Consider the following 24,535-nt stretch of genomic DNA (forward strand, 5'->3'; position numbering starts at 1 on the left):
GCTTCCAGTCGCTGCCGGATGCCGGCCAGTCGCTGCCGCAGTTCGGCCTCGTCGATGACGCCGCGGGCGATCAGCGAATGCGCGAGGGCGACGAGTTGGTTCTCCGGATACGGCAGGTGCGAATACACCGTCGACGACAGCAGGTCCTCTTCGTCACGCCGTTCCTTGAAGGACGGGACGTTCTCGGCGCACGCGGCCCGGTCGAGCGCATCGCAGATGCCGTCGAGACTGGTCTTCCACGGCGGCACGGGATTCTCGACGCCGTACTTGGCGGCCATCACCGGCCACACCTGGTTTCGGTCGACGATCTCGGAAAGCGAGCCGATCTCGACGGCGTCGATCGAGGAATCATCTTGAGTCGCCACAGGTTTCGCTCCTACAGGTCAATCAGCGACAGGGTGGATCGCAGGGCGAGTGGCGGTGACCACGTTGGCGGTCACGCCCGGCTTGGGCAGCGCCACCCCGATCAGGCAGTCGCGGGTGAGGATCTCGGCCAGTTGGTCTTCGGTCCAGTCCTCGGTGCCCTCCGGGCGCATCGGCATCACCATGAAGCGGTGCTTCTGGTTCGAATCCTGCACGCGCACCGCGATGTCGTCGGGCAGGTAGAGCCCGAACTCGGCGAGCACCTGGCGCGGCCATCGCACCATCCGCCTGCGATAGTTCGGCGTGCGGTACCACTCCGGTGAATTGCCGAGAATCGGGCGCGGATAGCACGAGCACAGCGCGCACACGATCACGTTGTGCAGGGTGGGGGTGTCAGCGAGGATCTCGAACGCGGTGAAGTCGCTGGGTGTGCCGAACCCCGTCGGTTCCATCCAGTCGACACCGACCTCCTTGCTGGCCGTCATCGGTTCGGCCAGTGCGAGTTTCTCGAACTCGGGATCCAGCCACGCCTTGGCGACCAGGTGCGCGGCCGGCGTCGGGCCGATCTGCTCGGCGAACTCGGTGAAGCGCCGGTGTTCCTCGGCGGTGAAGATGCCCTTCTCGATACACAGTTCACGCAGCGCGATCTCGAGCACCTCGAAATCGGTGATCTCGTCCACCATCGGTGCCACCGTGCGGTCGTGATCGTGACCGTGATCCGTCATGTCACTTCCTATCTCGCGGCCGCTTCGAGCCAATGTTCGGGGATCTCGGTCTCTACGATGTCCTCGGCGGTGCCCGTGTAGCCGTCCCACAGCGTCGCCAGGTTGAACCGCACGACGTAGAACCACTCCGGTTTGGCATCGGTGCGGTCCCAGGTCTCGTCCTCGGCCGCGGGGCTTTCGTAGGCCACCGTGGCGATCTCGCCCCTCGCGCCGCGCACATACTCGGGGGTGCGGGTGTAGAAGATCACTGGAAGCTCACGCACCACCACCGCGTCGCCCACCTTGAACTTGGCCTTGCCCGCCTGGCCGGAATACACCTGCGGGTCACCCTTGCCCACCGCGTGCAGGTGGTGGGCGTTGCGCTTGACCTGCGAGCCGTCCCCCTCGGATTTCGGCATGGCCGCCGGCTTTCTGCCGTCGAGGCCGTCGGCGTAGCGCGCCTTGACCTCGAGCATCCGCTCACTCAACTCGGTCAGGCCGATGTGGTGTTTTTCCACCAGGACCCGGGCCACCGCCAACAACCAGCGGCCGTAGTAAGGCAGGCCCAGATACTGGGCCCGGCCCACGTCGACGTTGCCGATGCGGCGACGTTCCTCGGACAGCCAGATCCCGCGCCACGCCAGCACTTCGCAGATCACATATGTCATGTGCTCCCACAGCTCGTACTGCTTGTTCTCGTACTTCATCGGCGCGTCGGGCTCACCGCCGACGTCGTGGACGGGTTTGAGATAGGCGGTGATCCGCTCATGGTCGAGCAGATCGGGTGTCGGGGCATCGGGCAGTTCGGGGAATGCCGACTTCAACCGGGCGACGAGCGCAAGCTGATCCGCGCGTTGGGCCGCCGTGCTCATGAGAGCTCCTTTCCGGTGCGGTCGTCCGCACGCCGGGCAAGCCTCACCGAATCCGGATCACCGGGTCCACCGCGACTTATCCGCCGACTTTATCTCGGGTTGCGGGCTCACACAGGGGAAAATCGCGAACAGCTGACAACGTCACTGCGGCATGGCTTTCGGCGGAGGCGGCCGAGTCGGCCCAGGCCAGGGCGCGACGAGATTGCCCGAGGTCACACCGATTCGACGCGTGTGCTCTACCGTTCGGTGACATCGAGAACGTGAGAATGAGGACATGACCACCGGCAGCCGGATCGGCGGCGGCGCGCTACGGCCGACCACACCGGACTTCGGCGCGGTGGCCCGAAGCCTGCTCGGGGTGCTGGGGATGTCGGCGCTCGCGCTCACCGCGGGCTACCCCGGCGCGGCGGTGTGGACGGCCGCCGCGGGCGCCATCGCGGGCGGCATCGCGATGCAGGACAGCCCGGGTGGGCGGGTCCCCCTGGTGATCGTGGTCTCCGCCCAGATGGGCGTCGCGGTGCTGCTGGGTGCGCTGACCTCGGCGCTCACCGTGTTGTTCATCGCGGTGGTGGCGCTGTGGTGCTTCGCGGCCGGTATGCAGTGGGCACTGGGCCGCAACGCCGGACTGGTGGCCACCGCCGCCGGTGCGCTGCTGGTGATCGCGCCGCCGAACCCGTCCTCCTTCGAGGCGGTGTTGGTACCGACAGTGCTGACCATCGCGGCGGGATGCGTACAGGCCGCGCTGATCGCGGTATGGCCCCCGCACCGGTGGCGGATGCAGCGCGATGCGCTGTCGCGGGCCTACCGCTCCCTGGCCGCCGATGCCCGCCGGGTCGCGACGAACCGGGACGCGTCGGTCAACGTGGCGCCGCTGACCTGGCTGCGCGACGTGTTCGTCGACAGCCAGGCCACCCGGCGACCCAAGGCCTACCACGGCGGCTACCGATTGCCCGAGCGCACCATGGCGGCGTTGCGTGAACTGCAACGCGCCCAGGACGGCGACGGTGACGGCGTTTCGCAACTGCTCGACGACGCCGCCGCCGCCCTCGACGCGATCGCCTTCCACAGTCACACGGCCAGGCGTGAGGCCGAACACGCCCTGGTCCGGATGGACACCGTGATGCGCGGCCTGACCGGGACGGAAGCAGCGGCAGCGCAACGCTTCTCGCAGCAACTGCATCAGGCCGCGGAGTTCCGGTTCCCGGACCTTCGGCGGCCCGACCTGATCAGCCCGCTGCGTGCCGCCGCGGTGGTGGTCGCCGGCCACCTTTCGTGGCGATCACCGATCCTGCGCCACGCCGTGCGACTGTCAGCGGCCACCGCGCTGGCCATCGCCGCGGACCGGTTCGCCCCCATCAACCACGGATACTGGATCGCGCTGACCGTCCTGATGGTGCTGCGGCCCGAGTCCGCACACACCTACACCCGCTGCTTCGGCCGGGTCGGCGGCATCGCCGCCGGCGTCGTTGTCGCATCGTTGATCACACTGCTGTGGCTGCCGACCGGTTCGGCCGCGGCGGTGACGGGCGTGCTGTTCCTCGGGCTGATGTACGCGGTGAACCGGTTCGGCCACATCGCCTCCGCCGCGGCGTTGTCGGCCGCGGCGGTGTTCCTGCTCAACATCGACGCACTGGCCGCGAGTGCCACCATGGAGGACCGCCTGTTCTCGATTGCGATCGGCGGCGGCTTCGCAGTGGTCGCGCACGTGGCGTTCCCCGACCATGCGTTGACCCGACTGCGGCACCGGGCCGGTGAGTTGCTCAAGGCCGAAGTCGAATACGCCGCCACCGTCATCAAGGCGTTCATGCACGAGATCGACCACCCCACCGAGGCGGTGGAGGCGGCCTGGCAGCGGGCGTACCGGGCCCGCGCGGCGTTCGAAGCCGCATCCGGGGCCACCCGGTTGGACTCGCGCGAACTGCGCCGGTGGCTGCGGTCGTTGCGGGCCGCGCTGAACGCGGTCACCGGCGCGTGCACATCACTGGAGAACAGCATGCAGGCACAGATCGCGCTGACACCCGAGTTCGTCGCCGCCGTCGACGATTACGTCGACGCCCTGCGCGGCGCCCCGCCGAACCCCGCGACGGCATGGTCGGTGGATGCCGCGGCGCTGACGTCGGCGACCCAACAGGTGCGGGAGAAGGCGGCGACGCTGACCGAGGAGAACCGCGCGGCCCGGGTGCTCGTGGCCGAGATCGCGACCATCACCCGCAGCCTGATCGGCATCGACGCTAGTCGCGAGCCCACTTCGGCGCAATGAACACGCCCTCGGCCTCCACGGTGACGCCGTCTTCGTCGGCGAGGTGTCCCACCGCGTACGCCTTCACACCGTCGACCTCGGTGATCCGCGCCTCGGCGTGCAGTCGGCCCAGGCGTGTGGTGCGCAGATAGCGCAGCGTGATGGTGCCGGTGAACCGGGGACTCGTCGCGTTGGCCGCCACCTCCCCCAGTACGTGGTCGAGCACCAGCGCGGCGACGCCGCCGTGCACATGACCCGGTGGACCCTCGTAGGCCGCGCCCAGGTGGAAATCGGTGTACACCCGGCCGTCGTCGTCGCGCTCGATGTGCACCGGCGGTGCGATCGGGTTACGGATTCCGATCACCGGATTGCCCCAGGGCATCCGGTCGCCGCCGGTGGTGTAGCGCACGCCGAACGGACCGTCGATCTGATGTGTGCGCAGCCGGGCCGTCGCGGCGTCGATCTGTGCCTTGACGGCGGCCACCGTGTCGGCGTCGACCTCGGTGCGGATCGTCGCGTCGACGAGCTCACGGACCGACTCGGCGAGCGGCTGGTAGACGGCGCGCAGGGCGTCCACCTCCGCCGACGAGACGTCGCCGATGTGCTTGAACTCCACCACGCGAGCACTAGAACACGTTCTAGCGGCGGTTGTCGAGTCGCCGCCGGACGTAGACTCGGCGGCTGTGGCGATCAGCGATGAGGACCTCTCGCGACTGCGGCGCTGCGTAGAACTGGCCCGCGAGGCACTCGATGACGGCGACGAACCGTTCGGTTCGGTCCTCGTCGACGACTCGGGGCGGACGGTATTCGAGGACCGCAACCGTGTGAAGGACGGCGACCACACCCGCCACCCCGAGTTCGCGATCGCGCGCTGGGCCGTGCACCACCTCGACCCGGCGGCGCGGAGCAGAGCCACCGTCTACACCTCGGGTGAGCACTGCCCGATGTGCGCGGCCGCCCACGCCTGGGTCGGGCTCGGCCGCATCGTCTACGCCGCCTCCTCCGAGCAACTGAGCCGGTGGCTGTCGCAGTGGGGTGCACCGGCATCGCCGGTCGCGCCGCTGCCGATCAACACGGTCGCGCCCGGCGTGGTCACCGACGGCCCGGTCGAGGAGTTCCGCGAGGTGATGAAGGGCCTCTACGAAGCGAAGTACCGGCCATGACCGAGCCCGGCTGGGTCGAACACGTGATCTGGTGGCAGGTCTACCCGCTGGGCTTCGTCGGCGCATTCCCGTCCGACGTGCCGCCGGGCGCCGACGAACACCGCCTGCGCCGGATCGTGGACTATTTGGACTACGCCATCGAACTCGGCGCCTCCGGGCTGGCGCTCGGACCGATCTTCGCGTCGCGCACTCACGGCTACGACACCACCGACCACTACCGCATCGACCCACGGCTCGGCGACGACGGCGACTTCGACATCCTGATCGCCGAAGCGCGCCGTCGTGGTCTTCGGGTGCTGCTCGACGGTGTCTTCAACCACGTGGCCGCCACCTTCGAGAACACCTCGTGGTTCCGCAAGCGCGGCAGCGGGTTCGACACCTTCGAGGGACACGCGGAGCTGATCGCGCTCGATCACGACAATCCAGAGGTCGTCGACTACGCGGTCGACGTGCTGGCGCACTGGCTGCGCCGGGGCGCCGACGGGTGGCGCCTGGACGCCGCGTATGCGATCCCGGACCGGTTCTGGGCGAAAGTGCTTCCCCGGGTGCGCGCGGAGTTCCCCGACGCGTGGTTCGTCGGGGAGGTCATCCACGGCGATTACGCGGCGCACGTGCGGTCGGCCGGCTTCGATTCGGTGACGCAATACGAACTGTGGAAGGCGGTCTGGAGCAGCCTCAACGACGGCAACTTCCACGAACTGGACTGGGCGCTGCTGCGACACAATGAATTTCTCGACGTGTTCGTCCCGATGACGTTCGTCGGTAACCACGACGTCACCCGCATCGCCAGCCGGCTCGACGACGCCCGCCATCTCGAGCACGCGTTGGTGCTGCTGTTGACCACCGGGGGCACCCCGAGCATCTACGCCGGCGACGAGTGGGCATACCGTGGAGTCAAGGAAGACCGGCGCGGCGGAGACGACGCCGTGCGTCCCGAATTCCCGGCTCCCCCGATTCCGGTCGACGACCACGCCCAAGACACTTTCCGGCTGCACCAGTACCTGATCGGGCTGCGTCGCAGGCACGCCTGGCTGCACACCGCGCGCACCTCGGCGCTGCACCTGGCCAACAGGCGCTACGTCTACCAGACCCGCAGCGGCACCGAAGCGCTGGTGGTCGCGCTCAACATCGACGACACGCCGATGTCGGTGAATTTGCCCGAACACGGATATCCCGAGGGTCGCATCATCGCGGGGTCCGGCGCCCCGCCGCAGAGCGTCGTCACCGGCAGCGAGGTCGCACCGCACGGCTGGCTGGTCATCGCTGTCGGCGGTTGACAACGATTTGTCGACTGCCACGACCCCAGCAATGCGCACCGACTAGTCTGTGGAATCCAAATGACCATAACCGAGCCAGCGAACGCGCATCCGGTCGAACCCGTCGCAAAACGACGACGCAGACATCGCAGAGTGCTTTCGCGGATCAGCATCCAATCCAAGCTCCTGCTGATGTTGTTGGTCACCAGCATCGTCTCGGCCACCGTGGTGGGCGCCATCGGTTACCAGTCGGGGCGCTCCTCGCTGCGGGAGGCGGTGTTCGAGGGGCTCACCGAGATCCGGTCGGCGCAAGCACGCCAACTCGAGGCGCAGTTCGCCGACCTGACGAATTCGCTGCTCATCTACACCCGAGGCGAAACCGCCGCCAACGCGATCTCAGCCTTCGTCCCGGCCTTCGACGAACTCAACGACGCCACCATCACCCCGCGGCAGTGGCAGTCGATCGTCGACTACTACCACAAACAATACGGAGATCACGACCAAGACCAGATCGGTAACCGCGTCGATGTCGACGCGTTGCTGCCGACGTCGAACGCGCAGAAGTATCTGCAGGCCCACTACACGGCGCCCTTCGACGACTGGGACAAGGCGATCAAGTTCGACGACGCGCGCGACGGCAGCGCCTGGTCTGCCGCCAACGCGCGCTTCAACGACTTCTTCCGGGAGATCGTGCTGCGGTTCGCGTTCGAGGACGCGCTGCTGCTCGACACCCGCGGCAACGTGGTCTACAGCGCCTACAAGGGCGCCGATCTGGGCACCAATATCTTCACCGGTCCTTACCGCGAGGGCGATCTACGCGAGGCGTACCGAAAGGCGCTGGCCTCCAACGCCGTCGACTACGTAGGTGTCACCGACTTCGCTGCCTACCTGCCTGCTGAGGAACCGACCGCGTGGATGGTGTCACCGGTCGGGCCGAGGAACCGGGTCGAAGGTGTCCTGGCCGTGCAGTTCCCGATCGACAAGATCAACCGGTTGATGACGGTGAACAAACAGTGGGAGGCCGCGGGATTGGGCCGCACGGGCGAGACATTTCTGGTCGGTCCCGACGACCTGATGCGGTCGGACTCGCGGTTGTTCCTGGAGAACCGCGAACAGTTCAAGCGCGACGTCGTCGAGGCCGGAACGCCGCCGGCCGTGGCCGACGAATCGATCCGCAAGAATGGCACGACGCTGATCCAACCCGTGGCATCGGCTGCCAACCGGCTGGCGCAGCGAGGCCAGACCGGCACCCTGATCGAAGAGGATTACCTCGGGCAGGAGGCATTGCAGGCCTATTCGCCGGTGGACCTGCCGGGGCTGAACTGGTCGATCACCGCCAAGCTCGACACATCGGAGGCGTTCGCACCGGTGTCGGAGTTCACCCGAACGCTGGTGTTGTCGACCGCGGTCATCATTTTCGTGGTGTGCATCGCCGCGATGCTGCTGGCCCGGCTGTTCGTCCGCCCGATCCGCCGACTCGAGGCCGGTGCCGAGCAGATCAGCGCCGGCGACTACCACGTCACGCTCCCGGTCCAGTCCCGCGACGAGTTCGGTGACCTGACAGTGGCATTCAACGCGATGAGCCGCAACCTCGCGATCAAGGAGGAGTTGCTCGCCGAGCAGCGCAAGGAGAACGATCAGCTGTTGCTGTCGCTGATGCCGGAACCGGTGGTGCAGCGCTACCGGGAGGGCGAGGAGACGATCGCGCAGGAGAATCAGAACGTCACCGTGATCTTCGCCGACATCAAGGGTCTCAACGAGTTGAGCCAGAAGCTGAGCTCGGAGGAACTACTGACGATCGTCAACAAGCTGACTCGTCAATTCGACGCTGCGGCAGCCAATCTCGGTGTCGAGCAGGTGCGCACGCTGCACGACGGCTACCTCGCCAGCTGTGGACTGAGCGTTCCGCGGCTGGACAACGTCCGGCGCACGGTCGACTTCGCCATCGAGATGCAGCGCACCTTGCACAGATTCAACGTCGAGACGGGCCACAACCTGCAATTGCGCGCGGGCATCGACACCGGCACCGTGACCAGCGGTCTGGTGGGCCGGTCCACGCTGGCCTACGACATGTGGGGTTCGGCGGTGAACCTGGCCTACCAGGTGCAGGCCGGCTCACGCCAGCCCGGGGTGTTCGTCACGTCGCGGGTGTATGAAGCGATGCGCGACAGCCGGGAGTTCACCTCCGCCGGAACCATTACCGCCGACGGCGAAGAGCAACCCATCTGGCGATTGTCGGAGCCGCAGTCGTGACCAGCCTGCTCGACGCGCCGTGGTTCTACTGGGCCGTCGGGGTGGCGGTCGGATTTCCGATCGCGCTGGTGCTGCTCACCGAACTGCACAACGCCCTGCGCCGGCGTGGCAGCCACCTGGCCCGCCCGGTGCACGTCATCCGCAACTACATCCTGCCGCTCGGGGCGCTGCTGGTGCTGCTGGTGCAGGCCATGGAGGTTTCGGGCGAGGCGACGCCGGTGCGCATCGTCGCGACCGTGTTCGGATTCGTGGTGTTGGTGCTGCTGCTGTCGGGCCTCAACGCCACGCTGTTTCAGGGCGCGCCGGAAGGCACCTGGCGCAAGCGAATTCCGTCGATCTTCCTCGACGTCGCCCGGTTCATCCTGATCGCCGTCGGCGTCGGGCTGATCTTCGCCTACATCTGGGGCGCCAATGTCGGCGGGCTGTTCGCCGCGCTCGGCGTCTCGTCGATCGTGCTCGGCCTGGCTCTGCAGAACTCGGTCGGCCAGATCATCTCCGGGTTGCTGGTGCTGTTCGAGCAGCCGTTCCAACTCGGCGACTGGATTGAAACCCCGTCGGGCCGCGGTCGCGTGGTCGAGGTCAACTGGCGGGCAACGCATATCGACACCGGCAGCGGGCTGCTGATCATGCCGAACTCGGTGCTGGCCGCCGCATCGTTCACCAACTTCAGCCGCCCCGCGGGCACTCACGCATTGACGGTGAGCACGGTGTTCTCGGTCGACGACCCGCCCGACGAGGTCATCACCACGCTCAACCGTGTCGCGGCGATGCTGCCGCATCTGCGGCCGGACGCCGCACCGTCCAGTGTCCGCACCGGGGCGATGTCCTTCACGACCTCGATACCCGTGCGCTCCCCCGCCGACGATTTCTCGGCCAAGTCGACGTTTCTGCGGTGGATCTGGTACGCATCACGTCGCGCGGGACTGCACCTCGACGAGGCCGAAGACGAGTTCGCCACGACCGAACGGCTTCAGGCGGCGCTTCGGATCATCGCTCCCACACTGCGGTTGAGCCCGGATGAGCAGCAGGAGTTGCTCCCGCACCTGCGCCTGAACCGCTACGGCGCCGACGAGTACCTGCAGTACGGCGGTCAAGTGCCCCAGCGGATGACGTTCGTCATCGACGGCAGCGTGCGCCTGGTGGTGCCGGGCGACGACGGTGCGGTGATTTCGCTGCGGACGCTGGAGAAGGGAGACTTCCTCGGCCAGACCACGCTGACCCGGGAACCCGTCACCGCCTCGGCATACGCGCTCGACGAGGTGGCCGTCCTGCAGGTCGACCGGAACTACATCGAGGATCTCGTTCACCGCAAGCCGGTGCTCCTGCAGGACATCGGGCGGGCCATCGAGGAGCGACGGTCGGGTCTGCGCAGCGCGCTGGCGGCCGCCGAGGATTAGGCGGGCCACGGTGAAGCGACGCGTGCCCCGGCCCCGCGATCTTGCGCCTGTTCTGCAGTTCCGCAAACCCACGCTCGACCGCGTCAGACAACGACTCGACGCGGCCTTGACCATCGAGGATCTGGCGCGGATCGCCAGGCGTCGCGCGCCGAGGGCGGCGTTCGACTACACCGACGGCGCGGCCGAGGACGAGATCTCGCTTGCGCGGGCCCGACAAGCATTCCGCGACATCGAATTTCACCCCGCGATTCTTCGTGATGTGTCAGCTCTGGACACCAGCGTGACCGTGCTCGACGGCCCGGCCGCACTCCCGTTCGGCATCGCGCCGACCGGCTTCACCCGGTTGATGCACACACAAGGCGAGATCGCCGGCGCCCGCGCCGCCGCCCGGGCAGGGATACCGTTCAGTCTCTCTACGCTGGGCACCACGTCGATCGAGGCGGTCAAGTCGGCTAATCCGCACGGCCGCAATTGGTTTCAGCTGTACATGTGGAAGGACCGGGACCGGTCGATGGCGCTGGTCGAGCGGGCGGCCGCCGCGGGCTATGACACCCTGCTTGTCACAGTCGACGTACCGGTCGCAGGTGCCCGCCTGCGCGACACCCGCAACGGGATGACCATTCCGCCGTCGCTGTCGCCGCGCACCGTGCTCGACGCGATGGTCCGACCGCACTGGTGGTTCGACCTGCTGACCACCGAACCGCTGTCGTTCGCGTCCCTGGACCGCTGGCCCGGCACGGTCGCCGAGTACCTCGACACGATGTTCGACCCCACCGTCACCTTCGACGACCTGGCGTGGATCAAGAAGCAATGGCCGAACAAGTTGGTGGTCAAGGGAATTCAGACGCTCGCCGATGCTCGCGCGGTCGTCGACCTCGGTGCCGACGGCATTGTGCTGTCCAACCACGGTGGACGCCAGCTTGACCGCGCTCCGGTGCCGTTCCACCTGTTGCCGGTCGTCGCACGCGAGGTCGGACGCGACACCGAGGTTTTGCTGGACACTGGGATCATGGCCGGTGCCGACATCGTGGCCGCGATCGCCCTGGGTGCGCGGTTCACTCTGGTCGGGCGCGCCTATCTGTACGGGCTGATGGCGGGCGGTGAGGCGGGCGTCGACCGCGCCATCGAGATCCTGTCTGCACAGGTCGTCCGCACGATGCGGCTGCTCGGCGTGACGTCGCTCGGCGAGCTGAACCCCCGCCACGTCACCCAGCTGCACCGCTTCACGCGCGGCGTGTCGGACGGACGCAGCGAGTCACAGTAATCACACTATTCCCACAGGTCACAGCACATTTGGGCCGTCGGCGAGTCCGCGTCGAGTCGGAATTGTTAGCCAACCGCGATGTCGCCACGCGGCGTCGCTCACCGAAGCCCTGCCCTTCACCGTGTTTCATTACGCAGGCATAAGCGACGGCAATTGCTTGTGGAAGCGACGAAAGGTGGGTTGGTTGCCGTTATGAAGTTCATGGAGAGGTACCGGGATACCGGGAAGAGATGGCTGCGCCGCTTGGCGGTGGGAGCCGTTACGGCGGTGACTCTGCCGGGGCTCATCGGCGTCGTCGGGGGTTCGGTGTCGGCCAACGCGTTCTCCCGGCCGGGGTTGCCGGTGGAGTATCTGGACGTCTACTCGGCCGCGATGAACCGTGACATCCGGATTCAGTTCCAGGGTGGCGGGCCCAACGCGGTGTATCTGCTCGACGGCCTGCGCGCCCAGGACGACTACAACGGCTGGGACATCAACACCCCGGCGTTCGAGTGGTACTACCAGTCGGGCCTGTCGGTCGTGATGCCGGTGGGCGGCATGTCCAGCTTCTACACCGACTGGTATCAGCCGTCGCGGGGCAACGGCCAGGATTACACCTACAAGTGGGAGACGTTCCTGACCCAGGAACTGCCCGCCTGGCTGGAGGCGAACCGGGGCATTTCGCAGAACGGCAACGCGGTGGTCGGCATCTCGATGGCCGGCAGCACGGCGCTGACGTACTCGATCTACTACCCGGAGAAGTTCATCTACGCCGCGTCGCTGTCGGGCTTCCTCAACCCGTCTGAGGGCTGGTGGCCGATGCTGATCGGGCTGGCGATGAACGACTCCGGTGGCTACAACGCCGAGAGCATGTGGGGTCCGTCGACGGATCCGGCGTGGAAGCGCAACGACCCGATGGTCAACATCGGCCAGTTGGTGGCCAACAACACCAGGATCTGGATCTACTGCGGCACCGGCACACCGTCGGACCTGGATTCCGGAGCCTCCGGTGGCAACCTGATGGCCGCGCAGTTCCTCGAAGGGTTCACGTTGCGCACCAACATCACCTTCCGCGACAACTACGTCGCCGCGGGCGGTACCAACGGGGTGTTCAACTTCCCGCCGCAGGGCACGCACAGCTGGGGGTACTGGGGCCAGCAGCTCGAGATGATGAAGCCCGACATTCAGCGGGTGCTCGGAGCTCAAGCCGCCGCTTGATAGCCACCCACTAAAGGGAGCCTGCCGTACCCCCGAGCGGCAGGCTCCCTGCCCGTTGAGCTGCGGTTTCGGCGTGGCAAGTTGCGCTGACCGCGACCCCACACGCCGAAATCGCAAGGTGGGAACAAATGGGCAGCCGCCAGGGTTGAGTCGATCTGACTGAACTTTGGAGGATTGATGGCTGAAGCCAAATCAGTGCCAGTGCTGTTCCTGAGCGACTCGATCGTGCTGCCCGGCATGGTGGTCCCGATCGAGTTGGACGACGCCGCACGCGCCGCCATCGAGGCGGCCAAGGCCGCCGCGACCGACGGTCCCGGTGAGCTGCTGATCGCGCCGCGGCTCGAGGACCGCTATCCCTCCTACGGTGTGCTGGCCTCGATCGTGCAGGTCGGCCGCATCGCCGGGGGCAGCGGTACCGCGGCGGTGGTGCGCGGCAGGAGCCGCGCGCACATCGGCGCCGGTGCCACCGGGCCGGGTACCGCGCTGTGGGTCGAGGTGACCGAGATCGACGAATCGGAGCCCACCGACGAGGTGCGCACCCTGGCCGCCGAGTACAAGAAGCTGCTGCTGGCCATGCTGCAGCGGCGGGAGGCCTGGCAGATCATCGACTTCGTCAACCAGCTGACCGATCCGTCGGCGCTGGCCGACACCGCCGGGTACGCGTCCTACCTGAGCCAGGTGCAAAAGCGGCAACTGCTCGAGACCCCGGATGTGGCCGAGCGGCTCAAGCTGCTGATCGAGTGGACCGGTGAGCACCTCGCCGAGGTCGAGGTCACCGACAAGATCGCCGAGGACGTCCGCGAGGGCATGGAAAAGCAGCAGAAGGAATTCCTGCTGCGCCAGCAACTGGCCGCGATCCGCAAGGAACTGGGTGACGAGGACGGCACCGGCTCTGATGACTACCGAAGCCGCGTCGAGGCCGCCGACCTGCCCGAACCGGTGCGGGAGGCGGCGCTGCGAGAGGTCGGCAAGCTCGAGCGCGCCAGCGAGCAGAGCCCGGAGGTCGGGTGGATCCGTACCTGGTTGGACACGGTGCTGGACCTGCCGTGGAACGTCACCACCGAGGACAGCACCGACCTGAAGGCGGCGCGCGAGATTCTCGACGCCGACCACCACGGGTTGGAGGACGTCAAGGACCGCATCGTCGAGTACCTGGCCGTGCGGGCGCGTCGTGTCCAACGCGGTATGCAGGTGGTCGGCGGGCGCGGTTCGGGTGCGGTGATGGTGCTGGCCGGCCCGCCCGGCGTGGGCAAGACGTCGCTGGGCGAGAGCGTGGCGCGCGCGCTGGGCCGCAAGTTCGTCCGCGTCGCCCTCGGCGGCGTGCGCGACGAGGCCGAGATCCGCGGCCACCGCCGCACCTACGTCGGGGCGCTGCCGGGCCGCATCGTGCGCGCCATCGGCGAGGCCGGGTCGATGAACCCGGTCGTGCTGCTCGACGAGATCGACAAGGTCGGCTCCGATTACCGTGGCGATCCGGCCGCGGCGCTGCTGGAGGTCCTGGACCCGGCGCAGAACCACACGTTCCGCGACCACTACCTGGATCTGGACCTGGACCTGTCCGACGTGGTGTTTTTGGCCACCGCCAACGTGATCGAGAACATCCCGTCGGCGCTGCTGGACCGCATGGAGCTGGTGGAGATCGACGGCTACACCGCCGACGACAAACTGGCCATTGCTCGTGACTTCCTGCTGCCCCGGCAGCGCGAGAAGGCGGCGTTGACCGAAAACGAGGTGACGATCACCGAGGCCGCACTGCGCAAGATCGCGGCCGACTACACCCGGGAGCCCGGCGTGCGGCAGTTCGAACGGCTGCTGGCCAAGGCGCTGCGCAAGGTCGCGACGAAGCTGCAGGACGGACCCGTCGACCACATCGTCATCGACGAGCCGGATCTCGTTGACTACCTGGGTCGCCCGCGGTTCTTGCCCGAGTCGGCGGAGCGCACGGCGGTGCCCGGCGTGGCCACCGGGTTGGCGGTGACCGGACTCGGCGGCGATGTGCTCTACATCGAAGCCGGGGCGACCGACGGCGAACCCGACCTGCAGCTCACCGGCCAGCTCGGTGACGTGATGAAGGAGTCGGCACAGATCGCACTGTCCTATGTGCGCTCGCACGCAGCCGAGTTGGGCGTCGACCCCAAGACGCTGGAGCGGCGCATCCACGTGCACGTGCCCGCGGGCGCGGTGCCCAAGGACGGTCCGTCGGCCGGCGTCACAATGGTGACCGCGCTGGTGTCGATGGCGACCGGGCGCCGGGTGCGCTCCGATGTCGGCATGACCGGCGAGGTGACGCTGAACGGGCGGGTGTTGCCTGTCGGTGGGATCAAGCAGAAGCTGCTCGCTGCGCAACGGGCCGGGCTCTCAACGGTTTTCCTTCCGCAACGCAACGAACCCGACCTCGACGACGTGCCGGCCGATGTGCTGGAGTCGCTTGAGGTCAAGCCGATGACCGATGTCGCCGACATCATCGCGCAGGCGTTGGAACCGGTCGAGGCGGCGGCGACCACCGCCGCCTGACCCGGCCGAGTTTGCCCGCCAGATGGCGCGGGTACGCCAGCCGGGATGGCCACCAAAGCGGACCAGCAGTTGGTGACCGACCTGCTCCGGCAGGCCGGCATCACCTACGCCGACGCGGCGGCACCGGTGAGGGCCTCGCTGGACGACGACCTGCGCGACAAGGTGTCGCCGGGCAGATGATCCGGATCGGCACCTCCGGTTGGTCCTATGACCACTGGGACGGCGTGTTGTACCGCCCGGGACTGCCGGTCGCCAAACGACTGGCCCGCTATGTCGAGGAGTTCGACACCGTCGAACTCAACGCCAGCTTCTACCGCTGGCCCAAAGACGCGACGTTCGCCGGCTGGCGGCAGCGGCTGCCCGAGGGCTTCACCATGTCGGTCAAGGCGCACCGCGGACTGACGCATTACCGTCGGCTGCGTTCGCCGGAACCGTGGGTGGAGCGCTTCGAGCGGTGCTGGACGGCGCTCGGCGAGCGGCGCGAGGCGCTGCTCGTTCAACTGCATCCGGCACTGCAGCGCGACGATGCGTTGCTCGAGCAATTCTTGTCCGCGGTGCCGGACTGGATCCCGGTCGCCATGGAGTTGCGACACGAGTCCTGGGACGCCGCGGCTGTGTACGCGATTTTGGAGCGGCACAACGTCGCGTATGTGGTGATGAGCGGCGCGGGCATGAAATGCGTGCCGGTGGCGACCGGTGACTTGGTGTATGTGCGGTTACACGGGCCGCCGCAGGAGTCGCGGTACGCCGGCTCGTATCCGGACGCCGAGTTGAGTCGGTGGGCCGACCGGATCTGCGGATGGCACGCGGCGGGACGGCGCGTGCTCGTCTACTTCAACAACGACCTCGGCGGGCACGCCATTCGCAACGCTTATAGGTTCAAGGAACTGGTGGCCGCGCGCGTCGGTTGACCGCCGGGTTGCCGCCCGACACCCTGATCCGGCACGCTGGCCACCGATATGCGTGCCACATACCTGTTTTGCGTGATGCTGCTGGCCGGCGCGGTGGCGGGGTGTTCGGCCGAGCGGATCGTCAACACCGGCGAACCGCCCGCGGCCACCCCGGCGACGTCCGCCTCGACGCCTCCGTTGCCGCCGCCGAGCGCGGCCCATCTGGTGAACGCCTTCGACTACGTCGCACACCTCGACGGCGACGCGGTGTATTTCTTCACCACACCGAGCGGGCGGTGGGCGTGCGCGATCGTGCCGCGGGTCAAGGCCGGCTGCCAGTCGGCGGCGGGTTGGCAGTCCGCCATGGGCATCCGCGGTGCGCCCGACTCGGTGCCCGACTCGGCCGGAGAGGCGAGCACACCCAACGCGGTAGTCGTCGGGCGGGAGGCCGACGCCGGTTTCGTAGCGCTCGAAGAGCCCGAGTTTCGGTACGCGTCGGCCAAGGAGTTGGACTTCAATCGCGTGCTGGCCGCGGCCGGCTTCCGCTGCAACGTGCAAGAGACCGGCGTCTCGTGCCTCAGCGAGTTGAGCCGAAAGGGGTTCACGTTCTCCGCGGAGGGCTTCGCGCCGCACTACACCGAGGTGCCCGCCGGCGCCCCGTAGCCGACGAGGCTAGAGAAGCGTCGCGGTGCCGTCGTCGTCGATTCGGACCTTCGCGCCCGCGATGTCCTGTTCGACGGTCGCCTCGACATCGCTGGGGATCACCGCGAGCGCCCTGGCGTCCTCTGGTGTGCGGACGGCCAGGAAGGCCTTCTCCGGCGTGCCCTCGCGGCTGAACGGGGTGGTCCATGTCTCGACGGTGCCCACCCCGGCCCACTCGACCGCGGCGCTGCGCACAGGTTCACGGTCGACCTCGGATTGCAATTCTTGCCAACGGAATTCGTGAGTGGGCGGGGCGGTGCCGTATACCCCGAAGCTGTGTTTGGTCAGGTAACCCCCGTTTGCGCTGATCAGCCCTCTGGTACCCGGACTGGCCACCAGGAGCTCGGCCATGGTGGCGATCGAATGGGTGACGTAGTTGTTCCACGGGCCACCGGCGAACGTGAGCCCACCCGTCACCGTCAACGGTCTGGCCGGGTCGTCGAGTGACAGGCCGAGTTCGCCGGCGGCCACCTGTACCGCCGACGGGAAACAGGAGTACAGGTCGATCAACTCGACGTCGTCGACGCCGACGCGCGCGAGCTCCAATGCGCGTCTGCCCGCGATGCGGATCGCCGGGGAGGTATGGAACTCCGGCCGGGCGCTGATGGTCAGCGTGTCGTGGGCATCCGTACCCGCATACGGGAAAACCCAACGGTCTGAGGGGATCTGCAGGTGCTTGGCCTTCTCCACGGACATCAGCAGCAGTGCTGCGCCCTGGTCCACCATGTTGTTGGAGTTCATCAGCTTGGTATATGGCCAGCTGACCATCCGGTTGCGCGGGCCCGGCTGCCAGATGTCGTCGGCCGTCAGTGCTTCGCGGCTCCAGGCATGGGGATTGGTGGCGGCCACCTCACTGAACCGTGACCACAACTCACCGATGCGGCGGCGATGATCCACCGTCGACTCCCCCGACGCGATTCTCACGGCCTGCTCGAACATCGGGTAGACATAGGCAGGCCGGTCAAGATTGATCCGCAGTTCGGCAGGCCCGGCCAACTCGAAGCTCTCGTCGGAGCCCTCGGCAAGTGGCACCGTTTCGTCTTGATGCGTCCAGTCCGGTCTTTCGCCGTTGGCGCGCAACCGGTTTCGAGTGCGCCATGTCTCCGCGCCCGCGATCAGCACGGCGTCGGCGCGGCCGGCCTGAATATCGAGGCAGGCCTGGTTGACCAGGGACTGCGGAACGTTGCCGCCGATACCGGTGTAGCGGGTGCTCGCGTCGGTGGCCCCGATGCGCTGCGCCAGCAGCAGTCCGGCGTCGCGGTAGCGCCAGGACAGCAGGTTGACCACCCGCACCGCGTCCACGGCCTCCAGCGCCCGCTGGTCGGCGGCGGCCAGGGCGGCCGCGGCCATCAGGTCGACCGGTTCCACGCTGGGGTTGACCTCACGCTGGTTGTGCTGGCCGTATCCGACCAGCACCGGCGTGCGAGGATCCATCATGGCCTCCCTTGGTAACTGAACAGCACGTCGTCGGCGAGCAGTCGATCGATCTCGGCGGCGTCCATCCCCAGCACCTTCTGACAGATCTCCCGGGTGTGTTCGCCGGGCATCGGGGCGGGTCGGAACTCACAGCGAGGGATCGCGGTGAACGGGGCCGGTCCCGTCTCGCTCAGAATCGGCGCGTTCACCAGCGGATGCACCATGTCGGCGTAGAGCCCGCGACACCTCACCTGCGGATCGGCGGGAACGTCGACGGCCCTGTTCATCGGCGCGGCGGGCACCCCCGCGCGCTGCACAGCCTCGGCCACCACGCTCTTGTCCAGTGCGGAAGTCCAGTCCGAGACGGTGGCGAACAGTCGGTCACCGTCGGCGGGCAGGTCGGTGCCGATGACGGCGGCCAGCGCCGCGCGGTCGTCGTCGGAACGCAACGAGATCACACACCATTCGTCCTCACCCTCGCACGGGTAGACGCCGTGGTTGGCCGTGTCGTCGCTAACCGTCAGCCCCGCCGCCCGCGCCGCCTCGGCGGTGTAGGCCGTCGCGAGTTGGTTGACCGCCGCCTCTGCCTGCGAGATGTGCACGTGCGCACCGGTTCCGGTGCGTTCCCGGCGAACCAGTGCGGACAGCGCCGCGATGGCGGTGAGTCGTGCCGAGACGTGGTCGGGAAAGATCGTGGTGGCGTCGTAGAAGGTGCCCGGCTCGGCATCCGCAGACCGCCACAGCCAGGTGACCCCGGTCGTCGCACGGACCAACGGCCCATAGCCCATCCGCTCGCTCCACGGACCCGCCGCCCCGAATGCGCTGCTCTCGGCCAACACGATTCCCGGATTGAGTTCGCGCAGCCGCTCATAGGAGAAACCGAGCGAGGCAAGCGTTCCGGGCTTGAAGTTCGCGAACACCGCGTCGGCGCCCGCCACCAGGCGGGCGAACAGTTCGGCGCCCTCGGGCCGTCGAAGATCCAGGCCGAGGCTGCCTTCGTTGCGGTGGGTCACCGCCCACGACCTGCTCATCGTCATCCCCGGTGGCGTCTGACGCAGCCCGTCGGGGTAGGCGGCACTCTCGATCTTGATCACCTCCGCGCCCAGATCGGCGAACAGCCTGCCCAGTTCCCCGCCTGCGACGATGACGCCGAGGTCGAGGATCCGCAGCCCGTCGAACGGCCGCAGCACCGTGGCGCTTTCAGGTTGACGTGTTGATTCGGTTGTGACCCAAGCGGGTTCGTCGTCTCCCGGCGCCGGGGCGGGTCGACGCAGACCGGCGCGCCGGCCGTCGACGACGAACGGACCGGAAGGTGCAGTCAGCGTCACGTCCTGGGTGACCTGCATCGCGGTCAACGCCCCGACCGCGCGGAAATGCGCCGACTCCAGGGTCTCGGCCGGGGTGAGCACCGCCGCGACCGGCACTCCGCGCGCCTGGCCCGCTGCGACCAGTTCTTCCTTGGTGTGCGCGGCGAACAACGCCGCGATCGCGGCGTTGAGCTCGCGCGAAACCGCATACCGTCCGGCGATGGTGTCGAACTCGGGGTCGGCGAACTGCGCGGGCTCGCCGAGCCAACCGAACATCCCCCGCCATTGCCGCGCCGAGAGGAGACAGATGCGGACGTGGCCGTCCTTGCACCGAAAGATCGGATAGATGTGTTGATTTCGCGGTCGGCCCCGCCACAGCTCGTGGGCCGGCTTCGTCCCGGACGACGCCTGGCCCTCGGCGCCGTAGGGCGGATCGAGCGACTGCAGCACCGCCTCGAACCGTGAGAAATCGATGTAGTCGCCGGCACCGGTGCGCAGCCGGTGGTAGTAGGCGACCAGCCCCGCCCACGCCGCCTGCGCGGCCGCGGTGGACGACGCCACCCCGTCGGGCGGCAGCACCGGGGTTCCGGCGGTCGGCCCGGTGCGCGACAGCGCGGTCGACATCGCGTACAGCACGGGGTCGGTGGCACGCCTCGACGCATAGGGTCCTTCGGCGCCGAAGTCGGTCACCGACAACACCACGAGATGGCCGAATCGCTGTGCCAACGCCCGACCCGCTACGCCGTAGCCGGCGGCGCGGCCGGGATTTCCGCTGTCGACGACGAGATCGGCGGTTTCGGCCAGTGCGACGAACCGGCGCCGGTCCTCGGGGTCTGCGGGGTCGAGCACCGCGCTGCGCTTGTTGGCGTTGTGCACCCCGAACGCGATGGCGGCACCGGCCACACTGGGCAACGCCCGGCGCGCGTCACTGCCGTCGGGTGGTTCGATCTTGAGCACGTCGGCGCCCAGGTCCGCGTACCACCGGCCCACCGCGTCGGACTCCGCGCCGCCCAGATCCAGCACCCGCAGCGACGCCAGCAGCCCGTCGCCCGCCTCGAAATCCCGCACGACCGACAGGTTAGTGCTTGAGCTCCGGCGATCCGGGTACCAGTCATCCAGCCTCTGTCCACCCGCGCCGAGAGGATGATGGAACCCATGACCGCCAGCCGAACGGGCGACGCCGTGACGCCCGCGCTGTCCGAGACCGAACTACGCCTCGTCGACGCCTACTGGCGGGCCGCGAACTACGTGTCCGTGGGCCAGATCTACCTGTTGGACAATCCGCTGCTGCGCGAGCCGCTGGCGCCCGAGCACGTCAAGCCGCGACTGCTCGGGCACTGGGGCACCACGCCCGGGCTCAACCTCGTCTACGCCCATCTCAACCGCGTCATCCGGGCCCGCGACGTCAACGTCATCTATGTCACCGGCCCCGGCCACGGGGGCCCGGGCCTGGTCGCCAACGCCTACCTGGAGGGCACTTACAGCGAGGTGTACTCGGCGATCTCCGAGGACGCGGAGGGGTTACGGAAGTTGTTCCGCCAGTTCTCCTTTCCCGGCGGCATCCCCAGTCACGTCGCCGCAGAGACGCCCGGCTCGATCCACGAGGGCGGCGAATTGGGCTATGCGCTGGTGCACGCCTACGGTGCCGCGTTCGACAACCCGGACCTGGTGGTCGCATGCGTGGTCGGCGACGGCGAAGCCGAGACCGGACCGCTGGCGGCCAGTTGGCATTCCAACAAGTTCCTCAACCCCGTCACCGACGGGGCGGTGTTGCCGATCCTGCACCTCAACGAATACAAGATCGCCAACCCGACGGTGCTGGCCCGCATCCCGCAGGAGGAACTGGAGTCGCTGTTCTACGGCTATGGGTATCGGCCGGTCACGGTCGCCGGTGACGACCCGGCCAACGTCCATCAGCAGTTGGCGACCGCGTTCGACGAGGCCTTCGACCAGATCGCCGCGATCCAGCGGGCGGCACGCCTTGAGGGTGAACGGGGCAGGCCGTTGTGGCCGATGATCGTGCTACGCACGCCGAAGGGCTGGACCGGACCCAGGGAGGTCGACGGCAAGCGGGTGGAGGGCACCTGGCGCTCTCATCAGGTTCCGTTGTCCGAGACCAGGACCGACCCCGACCACATGGCGCAACTGGAGGCGTGGCTGCGTAGCTACGCCCCGGAGGAACTGTTCGACGACCACGGCGCGCTGCGCCACGAACTGCGCGAGTTCGCCCCCACCGGCGTGCGGCGGATGAGCGCGAACCCGCACGCCAACGGTGGGCTGCTACTGCGCGAGCTGGACCTGCCGCGGTTCGCCGACTACGCGGTGCCGGTGGACAGGCCGGCCACCTCCACCGCGGAGGCGACGAAGGTGCTGGGCACGTTCCTGCGCGACGTGATCGCGCGCAACCACGACCGCTTCCGCCTGATGGGTCCGGACGAGACCGCGTCCAACCGGCTCTCGGCGGTGTTCGAGTCGACCGACAAGGCCTGGCTGGCCGAGATCGGCCCCGACGACGAGAACCTGAGCGCCGACGGCCGGGTGATGGAGGTGTTGTCCGAGCACCTGTGCCAGGGCTGGTTGGAGGGCTACCTGCTGACCGGACGGCACGGGTTCTTCAGCTGCTACGAGGCGTTCGTGCACATCGTGGACTCGATGCTCAACCAGCACGCCAAATGGCTGTCGAGCAGCAGGGAACTGTCGTGGCGGCGTCCGGTTGCCTCGCTGAACTACCTTCTGACATCACATGTTTGGCGCCAGGACCACAACGGCGCCTCGCACCAGGACCCGGGTTTCATCGATCACGTCGCCAACAAGCGGCCCGAGGTGGTGCGGGTGTATCTGCCGCCGGACGCCAACACCCTGCTGTCGGTGGCCGACCACTGCCTGCGCAGTCGCCACTACGTCAACGTCATCGTGGCGGGCAAGCAACCCGCGCTGACCTACCTCGACATGGAACAGGCGATCGCCCACTGCGCCCGCGGCCTGGGAATCTGGGAGTGGGCGAGCACCGCCCACGGCGACCCCGACGTCGTGCTGGCCTGCGCGGGCGACATCCCGACACTGGAGACGCTGGCCGCCGCCGACGTCCTTCGGCGCGAACTGCCCGACCTGCGGGTCCGCGTCATCAACGTCGTCGACATCATGCGGCTGCAGGACCAGAGTGAACATCCGCACGGACTGTCCGATCACGAGTTCGACGCGTTGTTCACCACCGACAAGCCGATCATCTTCGCCTATCACGGCTATCCCTGGCTGGTGCACCGACTGGCGTACCGGCGCACCAACCACCACCACATGCACGTGCGCGGGTTCAAGGAGCGGGGCACCACCACCACACCGTTCGACATGGTGATGCTCAACGACCTCGACCGATTCCATTTGGTCATGGACGTCATCGACCGGGTCGACGGGCTGGCCACCAGGGCGGCCGGCCTGCGTCAGCGGATGCTCGACGCGCGCCTGGCCGCCCGCCGCTACACCCGCGAGCACGGCGAGGACGATCCGGCGATCGCGAACTGGGCATGGGACCCCGACTACCGGCCGGCGTGGCTGTCGCAGGACAGCCTGTCCGAGACTCCTCGGTAGACTGACTTCTCGTGTCCGACCAAGCCGCGGTAGCCAGCGCCCCGCACCCGTTGGTCGTCCAGCTTTCGGCGCTGCACCGGTTCCGCACCTACGTAGACATCGCCGTGGTGGTGGTGGTGCTGGCGTTGACGAATCTGATCGCCCACTTCACCACGCCGTGGGCCAGCGTCGCGACGGTTCCGGCGGCGGCGCTGGTGCTGCTGATCCTGGTGCGCTCCCGCGGCCTGGACTGGGTCGAACTGGGGCTGAGCAGAGAACACTGGAAGGCGGGTACCGGATACGCGCTGGCCGCGGTCGCGGTGGTGCTCTCGGTGATCGCGGTGGGTGCGCTGCTGCCGTGGACCCGGCCGATGTTTCTGAACAACAACTACGCGACGATCTCGGGCGCGCTGCTCGCCTCGATGATCATCATTCCGCTGCAGACGGTGATCCCCGAAGAACTCGCTTTTCGGGGCGTGCTGCAGGGCGCGCTGGACCGGGCATGGGGTTTCCGCGGTGTCGCGGCGGCCGGGTCGCTGCTGTTCGGCCTGTGGCACGTGACCACCTCACTGGGCTTGACCAGTGACAACGTCGGGTTCACCAGACTCTTCGGCGGCGGGTTGCTCGGCACGATCGCCGGTGTGGTGTTGGCGGTGGCGGCCACCGCGTGCGCCGGGTTCGTGTTCACCTGGCTGCGCCGCCGCAGCGGCAGCCTGATTGCCCCGATTGCCCTGCACTGGTCCCTGAACGGAATGGGTGCCCTCGCCGCCGCCGCGGTATGGCACCTATCCGGCTGAGCGCGCCGCCGCCCGCCTACGCGCGCGAAATTCGCGGTTCTTGAGCTTGTTCCCGCACGCCGCCATGTCGCACCAGGTCCCGCCGTGGTTGCGTGACCTGTCGTAGAACGCCCATTTGCACTCGTCGAAGCCGCAGGCCTTGAGTCGCGACCAACTGCCGTCGCGCTGCGCGTCGCGGATCACCACCAGCAGTTCGACCAGCCGGTCGGCCAGCGAATCCCCGGCTGCCGACAGGGCCACTCGACCGTCTGCGTCCAGCGTCGCCCTGGCGGCGCCGTCGGCGGCCACGGATTCCAGCACGGCCAACTGGTCGGTGCTCGGTGCCGGTCCCCCGGCGTTGCCCACCAGCATCGCGCGCAGCGCCTCGCGTACGTCACGGACGCGTTCGAGGTCGGCCTCCGCGAGCATGTCGTCACGGGCCAGCAGCCCGTTGTCGACCAGCCACGGCCGGGCATCGTCGGGGCCAGCCAGCCGGTCGGGCCCCGAGGGCAGCTCCACGGTGTTGACCAGCGCCTGGACGCGATTGAGCGGTTCGGGAGCCGGTTTGGTCTCGTCGTCGCCGAGCCAGCGCACAGGTGCCGCAGTCATGCCCCGAGACTACGTGTGGATGACTGGTAAATCAATTTGACTGGTCATG

20 protein-coding genes are annotated in these 24,535 nt (G+C 67.9%); 13 read left to right on the forward strand and 7 right to left on the reverse strand.

Annotated elements, in window-relative coordinates:
* The 3 genes from ABQE89_RS18060 to ABQE89_RS18070 form a co-directional block, all read right to left on the reverse strand.
* Positions 1–278: thiocyanate hydrolase (locus ABQE89_RS18060; RefSeq protein WP_448419340.1), on the reverse strand; the 278-nt coding region annotated here is incomplete at its 3' end.
* A gap of 105 nt (positions 279–383) precedes the next feature.
* Entirely contained in the window at positions 384–1,088 is a 705-nt protein-coding gene (gene scnC / locus ABQE89_RS18065; RefSeq protein ID WP_448419064.1) for a thiocyanate hydrolase subunit gamma, read from the reverse strand.
* Between the two features lie 8 nt (positions 1,089–1,096).
* Positions 1,097–1,939, reverse strand: a complete 843-nt coding sequence (locus ABQE89_RS18070) for an SH3-like domain-containing protein (RefSeq protein ID WP_448419066.1) — start codon at positions 1,937–1,939, stop codon at positions 1,097–1,099.
* A 274-nt stretch (positions 1,940–2,213) separates the two neighbouring features.
* On the opposite strand from ABQE89_RS18070, the gene ABQE89_RS18075 reads away from it, so the two are divergent.
* Entirely contained in the window at positions 2,214–4,199 is a 1,986-nt protein-coding gene (locus ABQE89_RS18075) for an FUSC family protein (protein ID WP_448419068.1), read from the forward strand.
* Here the strand turns inward: ABQE89_RS18075 and ABQE89_RS18080 are convergent.
* Entirely contained in the window at positions 4,171–4,797 is a 627-nt protein-coding gene (locus ABQE89_RS18080; protein WP_448419070.1) for a PaaI family thioesterase, read from the reverse strand. The two genes, ABQE89_RS18075 and ABQE89_RS18080, sit on opposite strands and share 29 nt — an antisense overlap.
* A gap of 64 nt (positions 4,798–4,861) precedes the next feature.
* On the opposite strand from ABQE89_RS18080, the gene ABQE89_RS18085 reads away from it, so the two are divergent.
* The 10 genes from ABQE89_RS18085 (at position 4,862) to ABQE89_RS18130 (ending at position 16,775) form a co-directional block, all read left to right on the forward strand.
* Positions 4,862–5,341 (forward strand): nucleoside deaminase, encoded by a 480-nt coding sequence (locus tag ABQE89_RS18085; protein WP_448419072.1) that lies wholly within the window; start codon positions 4,862–4,864, stop codon positions 5,339–5,341.
* Complete coding sequence (locus tag ABQE89_RS18090) at positions 5,338–6,618, forward strand: alpha-amylase family protein (RefSeq protein WP_448419074.1); 1,281 nt, start codon at positions 5,338–5,340, stop codon at positions 6,616–6,618. Before ABQE89_RS18085 ends, ABQE89_RS18090 begins: the two co-directional genes overlap by 4 nt.
* A 60-nt stretch (positions 6,619–6,678) precedes the next feature.
* Positions 6,679–8,850, forward strand: a complete 2,172-nt coding sequence (locus tag ABQE89_RS18095) for an adenylate/guanylate cyclase domain-containing protein (protein WP_448419076.1) — start codon at positions 6,679–6,681, stop codon at positions 8,848–8,850.
* Positions 8,847–10,247 (forward strand): mechanosensitive ion channel domain-containing protein, encoded by a 1,401-nt coding sequence (locus ABQE89_RS18100; protein ID WP_448419078.1) that lies wholly within the window; start codon positions 8,847–8,849, stop codon positions 10,245–10,247. The genes ABQE89_RS18095 and ABQE89_RS18100 overlap by 4 nt, the downstream gene beginning before the upstream one ends.
* 10 nt (positions 10,248–10,257) lie before the next feature.
* A complete protein-coding gene (locus ABQE89_RS18105) occupies positions 10,258–11,511 on the forward strand; it encodes an alpha-hydroxy acid oxidase (RefSeq protein ID WP_448419080.1) in 1,254 nt (417 codons plus the stop codon).
* Between the two features lie 192 nt (positions 11,512–11,703).
* Complete coding sequence (locus tag ABQE89_RS18110; RefSeq protein WP_448419082.1) at positions 11,704–12,708, forward strand: esterase family protein; 1,005 nt, start codon at positions 11,704–11,706, stop codon at positions 12,706–12,708.
* Positions 12,709–12,885: 177 nt separating this feature from the next.
* The gene (lon, locus tag ABQE89_RS18115) at positions 12,886–15,222 is read left to right on the forward strand and encodes an endopeptidase La (protein ID WP_448419084.1); all 2,337 of its coding nucleotides are present in this window, start codon (positions 12,886–12,888) and stop codon (positions 15,220–15,222) included.
* A 45-nt stretch (positions 15,223–15,267) separates the two neighbouring features.
* Positions 15,268–15,402 (forward strand): hypothetical protein, encoded by a 135-nt coding sequence (locus ABQE89_RS18120; RefSeq protein ID WP_448419086.1) that lies wholly within the window; start codon positions 15,268–15,270, stop codon positions 15,400–15,402.
* Positions 15,399–16,133 carry a DUF72 domain-containing protein gene (locus ABQE89_RS18125; RefSeq protein WP_448419088.1) on the forward strand — a complete coding sequence of 245 codons (735 nt, stop codon included), beginning with the start codon at positions 15,399–15,401 and terminating at the stop codon, positions 16,131–16,133. Before ABQE89_RS18120 ends, ABQE89_RS18125 begins: the two co-directional genes overlap by 4 nt.
* A 48-nt stretch (positions 16,134–16,181) precedes the next feature.
* Positions 16,182–16,775, forward strand: coding sequence for a hypothetical protein (locus ABQE89_RS18130; protein WP_448419090.1), 594 nt, complete (start codon positions 16,182–16,184; stop codon positions 16,773–16,775).
* 9 nt (positions 16,776–16,784) lie between these two features.
* Here the strand turns inward: ABQE89_RS18130 and ABQE89_RS18135 are convergent, their stop codons facing one another.
* Entirely contained in the window at positions 16,785–18,248 is a 1,464-nt protein-coding gene (locus ABQE89_RS18135; protein ID WP_448419092.1) for an acetyl-CoA acetyltransferase, read from the reverse strand.
* Positions 18,248–20,605, reverse strand: coding sequence for a CaiB/BaiF CoA-transferase family protein (locus tag ABQE89_RS18140; RefSeq protein WP_448419094.1), 2,358 nt, complete (start codon positions 20,603–20,605; stop codon positions 18,248–18,250). The genes ABQE89_RS18135 and ABQE89_RS18140 overlap by 1 nt, the downstream gene beginning before the upstream one ends.
* Positions 20,606–20,692: 87 nt before the next feature.
* Here ABQE89_RS18140 and ABQE89_RS18145 point away from each other — a divergent pair, with 87 nt between their 5' ends.
* Entirely contained in the window at positions 20,693–23,122 is a 2,430-nt protein-coding gene (locus tag ABQE89_RS18145; protein WP_448419096.1) for a phosphoketolase family protein, read from the forward strand.
* An 11-nt stretch (positions 23,123–23,133) separates the two neighbouring features.
* On the forward strand, positions 23,134–23,898 hold the full coding sequence (locus ABQE89_RS18150; RefSeq protein WP_448419098.1) for a CPBP family intramembrane glutamic endopeptidase: 765 nt from the start codon (positions 23,134–23,136) through the stop codon (positions 23,896–23,898).
* Here the strand turns inward: ABQE89_RS18150 and ABQE89_RS18155 are convergent.
* Entirely contained in the window at positions 23,887–24,486 is a 600-nt protein-coding gene (locus tag ABQE89_RS18155) for a CGNR zinc finger domain-containing protein (RefSeq protein ID WP_448419100.1), read from the reverse strand. The two genes, ABQE89_RS18150 and ABQE89_RS18155, sit on opposite strands and share 12 nt — an antisense overlap.
* Positions 24,487–24,535 lie beyond the last annotated feature (49 nt).

The organism is Mycolicibacterium sp. XJ1819, from assembly GCF_053483675.1.